The 7486-nt window shown below is 65.6% G+C and carries 4 protein-coding genes; 2 read left to right on the top strand and 2 right to left on the bottom strand.

Translation table 11 applies throughout. The features are described 5' to 3' along the window. Both A9513_RS22455 and A9513_RS22450 read left to right on the top strand, forming a co-directional pair. Nucleotides 1-3783: tandem-95 repeat protein (locus A9513_RS22455; RefSeq protein WP_141678485.1), on the top strand; the 3783-nt coding region annotated here is incomplete at its 5' end. Between the two features lie 116 nt (nt 3784-3899). After that, entirely contained in the window at nt 3900-4229 is a 330-nt protein-coding gene (locus A9513_RS22450) for a hypothetical protein (protein WP_024767779.1), read from the top strand. A 510-nt stretch (nt 4230-4739) separates the two neighbouring features. Here A9513_RS22450 and lapD read toward each other — a convergent pair. Then, nucleotides 4740-6683, bottom strand: a complete 1944-nt coding sequence (gene lapD / locus A9513_RS22440; protein WP_038803270.1) for a cyclic di-GMP receptor LapD — start codon at nt 6681-6683, stop codon at nt 4740-4742. A gap of 27 nt (nt 6684-6710) precedes the next feature. After that, nucleotides 6711-7391 (bottom strand): cysteine protease LapG, encoded by a 681-nt coding sequence (lapG, locus tag A9513_RS22435; protein ID WP_037008283.1) that lies wholly within the window; start codon nt 7389-7391, stop codon nt 6711-6713. Nucleotides 7392-7486 lie beyond the last annotated feature (95 nt).

The raw sequence follows: 7486 nt of genomic DNA, 5'->3' as shown, positions 1-7486 counted from the left end.
GGCTTCGCCGACTCCGTGGTGAACGTCAACGTCACCCCGGTCAACGACGCGCCGACTACCGCCGACCAGTCCAAGACCACCGCCGAAGACACCGCGCTGACCGGCAAGATCGTCGCCACCGATGTCGATGGCGACACCCTGAGCTATGCCGTCCAGAGCGGCACAGCCCATGGCACGCTGGTGCTCAACACCGCCACCGGCGACTACACCTAYACSCCGGCCAAGGACTACAACGGCCCGGACAGCTTCACCGTCCGCGTCAGCGACGGTAAAGGCGGCTTCGYCGACTCCGTGGTGAACGTCAACGTCACCCCGGTCAACGACGCACCGACCACCGCCGACCAGTCCAAGACCACCGCCGAGGACACCGCCCTTGCCGGCAAGATCGTCGCCAGCGAYGTCGATGGCGACACCCTGAGCTATGCCGTAAAAACCGGCGTGGCCCATGGCACACTGRCGCTCAACACAGCCACCGGCGACTACACCTACACGCCGGCCAAGGACTACARCGGCCCGGACAGCTTCACCGTCCGCGTCAGCGACGGTAAAGGTGGCTTCGCCGACTCCGTGGTGAGCGTCAACGTCACCCCGGTCAACGATGCCCCCGAAGCCAAGAACGACACCAAGTCCACCGGCGAGAACACCACCCTCAGCAGCCAGGTACCGGTGGCGACCGATATCGACAGCTCGGTCAACCCCAATGGCTACGCGCTGGTACAAGGAGTGGGCAGCGGCAACGGCAGCCTGACCTTCAACGCCAACGGCAGCTATGTGTTCAACCCCGGTACCGACTTCGACTCGCTCGCTCCGGGCGAGAGCCGCCAGGTGACCTTCACCTACACGGCGAAGGACGCCGAGGGTGCGGTCAGCGCACCGGCCACCGTGACCATCACCGTCAATGGCGCCAACGACGCGCCCAACGGCGCCGACAAGACCATCACCCTCGACGAAGACAGCAGCCGCAGCTTCAGCGCGACCGACTTCGGCTTCAGCGACGTCGACCACAACGACGCCCTCAGCGCCGTGCGCATCGACAGCCTGCCCGCCAACGGCAGCCTGAAGCTCAACGGCACCGCCGTGACTGCCGGCCAGGTGATCGACGCCGCCGACCTCGGCAAGCTGGTCTTCACCCCGGCGGCCAACGCCAACGGCAACAACTACGCCAACTTCACCTTCTCGGTGAAGGACAGCAACGGCGCTTTCGACGCTACGCCGAACAAGATCACCCTCAACGTCACCCCGGTGAACGACAATCCGGTGGCCGTGAACGACAACTTCACCCTCAGCGGTCTGCAAGGCAACTACTGGGGCTACCGCGAAGGCACCGATGGCGCCAACCTCACCAGCCTCAGCCAGGTAGCAGCCTTTATCGCCGGCAAGGCCGCCGCCGCGACCTTTACCGCCACTTCGCTGAGCTACAACCTCAGCGGCGGCGACCTGGGCGGCGACGGCAACCTGCAGAAATTCCTGGGCAATGACGCCGGCTCGCTGAACACCGACCCGGCGAACACCTCCGACGCGATCATCCAGCTGACCGGCGCAATCAACCTCAACGCCGGCAACTACCAGCTGCGGGTCAACGCCGACGATGGCTTCAGCATCAAGATCGACGGCGTGGAAGTCTTCCGCTACGACGCGAACCAGAGCCCGACAGGCCGCGAATCGGCGGTGTTCACCATCGCCCAGAGCGGTAACCACAGCATCGAGATCGTCTACTGGGATCAAGGCGGCCAGGCCCAACTGCAGGTCGAGATGCGTCCGCAGGGCGGTACCTACGCAACCGTCGGCGGCACCGCGCTGACCCACGCCGTGGGCGAGTTGGTGACCAATGAAGACACCCCGCTGACCATCGCGCCGAAAACCCTGCTGGATAACGACAGTGATGTAGACGGCGACAGCCTGTCGATCCTCAGCGTCCAGGGCGCGGTGAACGGCACCGTCAAACTGGACGGCGGCAACGTCGTGTTCACGCCGAACAAGGACTTCAACGGTACCGGCAGCTTCACCTACACCATCAGCGACGGCCACGGCGGCACCAGCACCGCGACCGTCACCGTGGGCGTCACCGCGGTGAACGACGCGCCAACCCTGCTGGCCGACACCGCCACCACCAAGGAAGACACGTCGGTCAAGATCGACGTACTGGCCAATGACACCGACGTGGACGGCGACAAACTCACCGTCAGCGCCGCCAGCGCCAGCAACGGGAGCGTAGTGATCAACACCGACGGTACTCTCAGCTACACGCCCAAGACCAACTTCAGCGGCAACGACACCATCAGCTACACCGTCAGTGACGGCCATGGCGGCACCGCCACCAGCACCGTCGCGGTCAGTGTCAGCCCGGTGGCCGATGCACCGCAGCTGATCAGCGGCAGCATCTTCCAGCTCAACCCGGGTGCGGTAACCATCAGCACCACCCAGGAAGTCACCCGCGCCGTGCTGGAGCAGGAAACCGGCCTGTCCAACAACGCCCTCAACGCCATCGACCCGCCCAAGGGCGCGCTGAACGATCCGGGCAACGTCACGGTGATCGACGGCGCTCTGACCAGCTCGGACTACAGCCTCACCGCTGGCAGCAAGATCAACTTCACCTGGGCCTTCACCAACGGCGAGAACACCGTCAGCGAAATCCAGGACGGCTTCAACGACATCGTTGCCCTGGTCGTCACTGACCCCACCGGCGCCAGGCAGGTCATCCAGGTGACCTCCTCGGAACAGCTGGGCGCCAGCGTGAACGGCAACGGCATCCAGAGCTTCACCGCGACCCAGAGCGGCAACTACCACTTCGACTGGCTGGTGCTCAACGGTGGTGACAATGGCAAGGACTCCAGCCTGGCCATCAGCAACACCACCGTGACCTTCGGCGGCAAGACCTACGGCTCGGCCGTGGACATCGCCCTGACCACCGGCCTGACCGACACCGATGGCTCCGAGAGCCTGAGCGTGAAGATCAGCGGTGTGCCGACCGATGCAGCATTCACGGCGGGGACCAAGACCGGCGCCGACACCTGGACCTTCACCGAGGCGCAACTGCACGACCTGCAGCTGCTCACTGCGGTGAACTACACCGGCACGCTGAACCTGAACGTCACCGCCATCGCCACCGAGTCCGACGGCAGCACTGCCAGCACCAGCGGCACCCTCTCCGTCACCGTCGCCACCACCACCAGCACCACGGCCAGCAACAACAACGACCTGCTGCACGGCCTGGATGGCAGCGACACCCTCAGCGGCGGCAACGGCCACGACATCATCTACGGCGGTACCGGCAACGACACCCTCAACGGTGGCAACGGCAATGACTCGCTGTATGGCGGCGCAGGCAACGACACCCTCAACGGTGATGCCGGCAACGACCTGCTGGTGGGCAACGAGGGCAACGACATCCTCAACGGCGGCGCGGGTGACGACATCCTGATCGGCGGCAAGGGCAGCGATACCCTCACCGGTGGCTCGGGTGCCGATACCTTCCTGTGGCGTGCGGGGGATACCGGCAGTGCGACCATCACCGACTTCAAGGCCAGCGAGGGTGACCGCATCGACCTTAGCGACCTGCTGCCCGATGCCGCGCACAACGACATCCTCAGCTACCTGAAGGTGGACACCACGACCTCGACCCTGCAGGTGAGCACCACCGGGCAGATCAACAATGGCGGTGCCGCGGACGTCACCATCAAGCTGAGCGGCGTCGACCTCTCCGCCTACGGCTCGACCTCCACCGAGATCGTCAACAAGCTGGTGGCGGGTTCCGACCCGGTGGTCAAGACTGAGCATCACTGATCCGCGGTTGCCGCAAGGCTGCCAAACGGTCAGGCTCTGACACGGCGACAGCGGGGCCACCCTTCGGGGTGGTTCCGCTGTCGCTCCTTCACATCACGATAAATGGGGACGGGTCGATGCTGTACATCCAGCGCAACGCCGAGGGAAAAGTGGCGCGCGTCGAGGACGCCGAATTCGAAGGCGCCACCGGCACGCTGCCGGCGGACCATCCGGACATCCAGGCCTGGGCGGCCGAAAGCAGCCTGCTGCAGCTCAAGCAGAGCGATCTGGACATGATCCGGGTACTGGAAGACCTGATCTCGGTGCTGATCACCAAGGGCGTGATCCGCATCACCGACCTGCCGCCGGCGGCGCGCTCGAAACTGCTCAACCGGACCCAGGCGCGGGAAGCCCTGGGCGGGCTGACGCGGCTGATCAACGACGACGAGGAAACGGGGCTGATCTGAGCCCCGTTTTCCTTTGCGCGACGGCCCCGCGGCATCCCCTGTAGGAGCGAGCTTGCTCGCGAACGGCCCCGCAGCGGGGCAAATTCGCGAGCAAGCTCGCTCTTACAGAAAGCAGCTCCGTATTAGCTTTGGCTCTGAAGACTTCCAGAGAAGCATCAGCGCACTCCGGACTGCCCCTTTCAGGAGGCCTCGTTGAAGCGCAGTTTCAGGGGTTGAGCGACATGGATGTCGCGAGAGCCACGATGGGCCAGGGATGGCCCKTCGTGGCGKGCCCCTGAAACTTCGRTTCAACGAGGGTATTTTTCGCCYAAGCGAAAAACCGGATGGAGGGGCAAGACCTTTGCCTCCTTTGGGTGGGGCGGCCATCCGTCGTTTGCCAAAGGAGGTCGCCCGAGGGGGCGAAACGGAAAGTCCGCGCGTACGCCGAAGCGGCGCAGAAACAACGAAGCTCGGGCAACAGCATCGCGGACAAAGTCCGCTCCTACGAAAAGCACCCCGCCCCGCCGTCGATCACCAGGGCGCCGGCCCACCGAACAACTGCCCCTGCACGCCCTGAATCCCCATCTCTTTCAACACCCGGAATTCCCCGGCCGTCTCCACGCGCTCGGCGATCAGCGGCAGGTCGATGCTGTGCGCGGCCCGCTGCATCGCCTCGATGAACAGGCGCTTGTCGTTCTCCTGGTCGATGTGGCGGATGTGGCTGCCGTCCACCTTGAGATAAGCCAGGCCCAGACGAGCCAGGTTGCCGATCATGCTGAAGCGCCCACCGAAGTGCTGCAGGCTCAGGCGATAACCCAGCTCGCCAAGGCGACGGGTCAGCACCTCCAGCACCGCTTGTGCCGGCAACTGGTCTTCCTCCAGCTCCAGGGTCAGGCGCCCGGCGAACTGCGGATGCTGCTTCAGCAGGTCGAATACCCGGGTGGTCGCCCACTCGTCACGCAGCAACGCGGCGGACAGGTTCAGCGCCAGCGGGCGATTGTGCCTGGCCATGTCGGCCAGCACGCTTTCGAGCATCAGCAGGTCCAGCCGCGCGGTCCAGCCGAAGCGGTCCAGCCAGGGCAGGAAGCGCCCGGCGGCGATGCTGCCGCCCTGCCCGTCCGGCAGGCGCGAGAGCACCTTGTAGTGCAGCACGACCTGCGGATCGGCGCAGGACACCACCGCCTGGAAATGCAGCTGGAAGCGCTTGTGCACCAGCGCCTCGTCCAGCAACTGGTGCCAGGTGTGGCGCTCCTCCGCGACCGGTTTCGCCCCGCCCTGGAGGAAGGCCCAGCAGCTGTCGTTCTGTCGTTCGGCCTGCACCAGCGCCTCATCGGCGCGCTGCAACAATGCCTGCGCCGATTCGCCGGAAACGAAAGGCACCAGCCCCAGGCACGCCACCGGGCTCACATCGCTGGCGCCGGTGGAGACCAGCGCGGCCAGCATGCCTTCCAGGCGCATCGCCAGCGCCGGTGCGTCCTCGGGCATCAGCCCTGGCGCCAGCATGACGAACTCGCCGCCGCGGCTGCGCGCCAGGGTCAGGCCGGCACCCAGGCCCTGCCCGGCCAGGCGCAGCTGGTCCGCCACGGCCTTGAGCAACTGGTCGACACGCTGGCCGCCCAGGCGCTGGTTGAGTCCGGCGAGGTCGTTGACCCGCAGCACCAGCAGCACGCCGCTGCTGACCTGATCCTCGGCGCTCAGTCGGTTGTGCAGCTGCATGTCGAAGAAGCGCCGGTTGCCCAGCCCGGTCAGGCTGTCCTGATAGGCCTCGTCGCGCAGGCGTTCGCTGCGCTGGGCCTGTTCCTGGAACAGCGCCTTGAGCTTCTCCACCATCTGGTTCATCGCCTGCACCACACGGCGCAGTTCAGGGGTACGCGGCAGCTCCGGCAGGCTGAGGAACTCGCGGCGGGCGATGGCGTGCGACTGCTCCACCATGTAGTCCAGCGGCTTCAGCTGGCGGCGCAGCAGGATGGCGCCGAGCACGGCGCTGGCGATGCCGCACAGTACCAGCCAGAGCAGGCTGCCCAGGGCGCTCTGCCAGAGCTTGGCGATGGCGAACATCGGGTGGCTGAGCACCTCGACCCGTGCTGCCTGGGTCCAGCCGCGGCTGACGATGGCATCGCCGCCGGCCGAGTGCAGGTCGATCAGAGAAATGAACCACTGCGGCACCTTGGCCGCCACCGCGTCGGGCACCCCGGTACGCTCGACCATGACCTTGCCGGAGGCCAGGTCGATCACACGGATGCTCTCGAAGTAGCCACTGTCGAAGATCGAGCTGACCATCAGCTCGACCATCGCCGGGTCGTCGATGTTCGGCGTCAGCGACAGACCCAGCGCGGTGGCCGCGTCCTGGGCGTGGGAGCGCAGCTGGTTGCCGTACTGCTCGCGCGAGCTTTCCAGGCTGACCATGAAGCTGCCGCTGAAAGCGACCACCAGGAACAGGCAGATGGCGATCAACAACTGTTTGAACAGGGACATCGTGTCTCCAGGCTCCCCCCAGAGGAGCTATTCGTTCGAAGGGAATCCTTCGGCCTTCATCTTCTTCAACAGGTCCTGCCAGCGCGACAGCCGCTTGCTGTCGCCCACCTGCTTGCCGCCACCCGCGCCGCTGCCGGCGAGCCACAGGCCCTCGCCGTTGAAGGCGTACACCGGCTGCAGGTCGCTGCGCTGGCTGGCCGGCAGGATGCTGCCGATCAGGTTGTCCAGCACCAGTGGCACGGCATCGGGCCTCGGGTAGTAAGTCAGCACCATATGCGCCTGGTTCAAACGCAATGCCTTGACGTAGGTAATGCGCAGCTTCTGCGCCGGCACGCCCAGATGTCGCAGGCTGATGTACTTGGCGATGGCGAAGTCCTCGCAATCGCCGGCGCCCTTGAGCAGCGCCTCGACCGGCGTGGCCCAGTAGTCCACCTCGTGCCAGAGGCTGAGGTCGTCGGTAAAGCGCAGCTGGTCGTTGAAGAAGCGATTGACCGCCTGCAGCTGGTCGCGTTCTGCAGCAGTGGACTGCTCCGCGAGCATTTTCTGCCAGGCATCGATACGCACCTGGCCATCGCCCAGCGGACCGTATAGGCGCGCGGACTGCTCGCTGATCAGCTTGAAATCCCACTCGACCTGCTGTGCGCCCGCCAGGACGAACGATGCGGCCAGCACCAGGGCCAACGACCCTGGCCAGCAACGGCGCAACATCCTCGAACAACGGCTGAACACGATCGCGACTACTCGACTGCGAGCGCCGGCAACCAGCTGCAGGCGCAGGGGTCGCATGGTGCAGACTGGGCGCG

This window comes from Pseudomonas sp. AU12215, assembly GCF_001675465.2.
GTDB classification, from domain to species: Bacteria; Pseudomonadota; Gammaproteobacteria; order Pseudomonadales; family Pseudomonadaceae; genus Pseudomonas; species Pseudomonas nitroreducens.
This window is presented reverse-complemented; position numbering and strand designations above follow the sequence as displayed.

Bases quoted from the DNA above. Each gene is read 5' to 3' on its own strand.
- A9513_RS22450 (WP_024767779.1), top strand. From the start codon at position 3,900: ATGCTGTACATCCAGCGCAACGCCGAGGGAAAAGTGGCGCGCGTCGAG.
- lapD (WP_038803270.1), bottom strand. From the start codon at position 6,683: ATGTCCCTGTTCAAACAGTTGTTGATCGCCATCTGCCTGTTCCTGGTG.
- lapG (WP_037008283.1), bottom strand. From the start codon at position 7,391: ATGTTGCGCCGTTGCTGGCCAGGGTCGTTGGCCCTGGTGCTGGCCGCA.